Genomic DNA, 3,034 nt, shown 5'->3' with positions numbered 1-3,034 from the left:
CGCTTGGTTATCGTAGCTCCAGGTGGTGCCCGATACAGTGCTGTCCAGCCAGGTCACCCCGCCGTCCAGACTGATCTGAGCTTTTTCATCGGCTGCCAACGCAGCACCCAGGGTGCCGTTAAACACCAAGGTGTTGTCGCTAGTAATGTAGTCGGTTGCGCTCGCACCAGAGTCAGTTGTGATCGAGGTGATCGCGATGGCTGCAGTTGATACAGCACCGTCAATGACGACGCTCTGGCTCGCGGTTTGACCTACGTTGCCCGCTGTGTCGATGACACGCACCTGCACGTTGTAGGTGCCGTCAGCCAGGGTAGCTGCCTGGTTATCGTAGCTCCAGGTAGTGCCCGATACAGTGCTGTCCAGCCAGGTCACCCCGCCGTCCAGACTGATCTGAGCTTTTTCATCGGCTGCCAAGGCAGCACCCAGGGTGCCGTTGAACACCAGAGTGTTGTCGTTGGTGATGTAGTCGGTTGCGCTCGCGCCCGAGTCAGTTGTGATCGAGGTGATCGCGATCGCTGCAGTCGAAACAACACCATCAACCGTTACACTCTGGCTCGCGGTTTGACCTACGTTGCCGGCCGTGTCGATGACACGCACCTGCGCGTTATAGGTGCCGTCAGCCAGGGTTGCCGCTTGGTTATCGTAGCTCCAAGTGGTGCCAGACACAGTGCTGTCCAGCCAGGTCGCCCCGCCGTCCAGACTGATCTGAGCCTTTTCATCGGCTGCCAAAGCAGCACCCAGGGTGCCGTTGAACACCAAGGTGTTGTCGCTAGTGATGTAGTCAGTTGCGCTCGCGCCCGAGTCAGTTGTGATCGAGGTGATCGCGATCGCTGCAGTCGAAACAACACCATCAACCGACGCTCTGGCTCGCGGTTTGACCCACGTTGCCGGCCGTGTCGATGACACGCACCTGCACGTTGTAGGTGCCGTCAGCCAGGGTCGCCGCTTGGTTATCGTAGCTCCAAGTGGTGCCAGACACAGTGCTGTCCAGCCAGGTCGCCCCGCCGTCCAGACTGATCTGAGCCTTTTCATCGGCTGCCAAAGCAGCACCCAGGGTGCCGTTGAACACCAAGGTGTTGTCGCTAGTGATGTAGTCAGTTGCGCTCGCGCCCGAGTCAGTTGTGATCGAGGTGATCGCGATCGCTGCAGTCGAAACAACACCATCAATGACGACGCTCTGGCTCGCGGTTTGACCTACGTTGCCGGCTGTGTCAATGACACGAACCTGCACGTTGTAGGTGCCGTCAGCCAGGGTCGCCGCTTGGTTATCGTAGCTCCAAGTGGTGCCAGACACAGTGCTGTCCAGCCAGGTCGCCCCGCCGTCCAGACTGATCTGAGCCTTTTCATCGGCTGCCAAAGCAGCACCCAGGGTGCCGTTGAACACCAAGGTGTTGTCGCTAGTGATGTAGTCAGTTGCGCTCGCGCCCGAGTCAGTTGTGATCGAGGTGATCGCGATCGCTGCAGTCGAAACAACACCATCAATGACGACGCTCTGGCTCGCGGTTTGACCTACGTTGCCGGCTGTGTCAATGACACGAACCTGCACGTTGTAGGTGCCGTCAGCCAGGGTCGCCGCTTGGTTATCGTAGCTCCAAGTGGTGCCAGACACAGTGCTGTCCAGCCAGGTCGCCCCGCCGTCCAGACTGATCTGAGCCTTTTCATCGGCTGCCAAAGCAGCACCCAGGGTGCCGTTGAACACCAAGGTGTTGTCGCTAGTGATGTAGTCAGTTGCGCTCGCGCCCGAGTCAGTTGTGATCGAGGTGATCGCGATCGCTGCAGTCGAAACAACACCATCAATGACGACGCTCTGGCTCGCGGTTTGACCTACGTTGCCGGCTGTGTCAATGACACGAACCTGCACGTTGTAGGTGCCGTCAGCCAGGGTCGCCGCTTGGTTATCGTAGCTCCAAGTGGTGCCAGACACAGTGCTGTCCAGCCAGGTCGCCCCGCCGTCCAGACTGATCTGAGCCTTTTCATCGGCTGCCAAAGCAGCACCCAGGGTGCCGTTGAACACCAAGGTGTTGTCGCTAGTGATGTAGTCAGTTGCGCTCGCGCCCGAGTCAGTTGTGATCGAGGTGATCGCGATCGCTGCAGTCGAAACAACACCATCAATGACGACGCTCTGGCTCGCGGTTTGACCTACGTTGCCGGCTGTGTCAATGACACGAACCTGCACGTTGTAGGTGCCGTCAGCCAGGGTCGCCGCTTGGTTATCGTAGCTCCAAGTGGTGCCAGACACAGTGCTGTCCAGCCAGGTCGCCCCGCCGTCCAGACTGATCTGAGCCTTTTCATCGGCTGCCAAAGCAGCACCCAGGGTGCCGTTGAACACCAAGGTGTTGTCGCTAGTGATGTAGTCAGTTGCGCTCGCGCCCGAGTCAGTTGTGATCGAGGTGATCGCGATCGCTGCAGTCGAAACAACACCATCAACCGTTACACTCTGGCTCGCGGTTTGACCCACGTTGCCGGCCGTGTCGATGACACGCACCTGCACGTTATAGGTGCCGTCAGCCAAGGTCGCGGCCTGGTTATCGTAGCTCCAGGTAGTGCCCGATACAGTGCTGTCCAGCCAGGTCACCCCCCCGTCCAAACTGATCTGCGCTTTTTCATCGGCTGCCAGGGCAGCGCCCAGGGTGCCGTTGAACACCAGAGTGTTGTCGTTGGTGATGTAGTCGGTAGCGCTCGCACCCGAGTCAGTTGTAATCGAGGTGATCGCGATGGCTGCAGTCGAAACAACACCATCAACCGTTACACTCTGGCTCGCGGTTTGACCCACGTTGCCGGCCGTGTCGATGACACGAACCTGCACGTTATAGGTGCCGTCAGCCAAGGTCGCGGCCTGGTTATCGTAGCTCCAGGTAGTGCCCGATACAGTGCTGTCCAGCCAGGTCACCCCGCCGTCCAAACTGATCTGCGCTTTTTCATCGGCTGCCAGGGCAGCTACGTTGGCAGCCGATGAAAAAGCGCAGATCAGTTTGGACGGCGGGGTGACCTGGCTGGACAGCACTGTATCGGGCACTACCTGGAGCTACGATAA

Annotated in this window: 2 protein-coding genes; both read right to left on the bottom strand. The window is 59.0% G+C overall.

The annotated features are described in order from the left end of the window. Window positions 1–906, bottom strand: a 906-nt coding sequence (locus tag CER19_RS28255; RefSeq protein ID WP_165861685.1) for an Ig-like domain-containing protein, incomplete at its 3' end; no start/stop codon positions are given. Beyond that, window positions 851–3,016 (bottom strand): Ig-like domain-containing protein, encoded by a 2,166-nt coding sequence (locus CER19_RS28250; protein ID WP_116668797.1) that lies wholly within the window; start codon window positions 3,014–3,016, stop codon window positions 851–853. The genes CER19_RS28250 and CER19_RS28255, both read right to left, overlap by 56 nt. Window positions 3,017–3,034: the final 18 nt, after the last annotated feature.

The organism is Pseudomonas sp. GL93 (assembly GCF_003408955.1).
Classification (GTDB): Bacteria; Pseudomonadota; Gammaproteobacteria; order Pseudomonadales; family Pseudomonadaceae; genus Aquipseudomonas; species Aquipseudomonas paracarnis.
The sequence above is the reverse complement of the archived record's forward strand: the minus strand, read 5'-3'. Positions and strand labels throughout refer to the sequence as shown.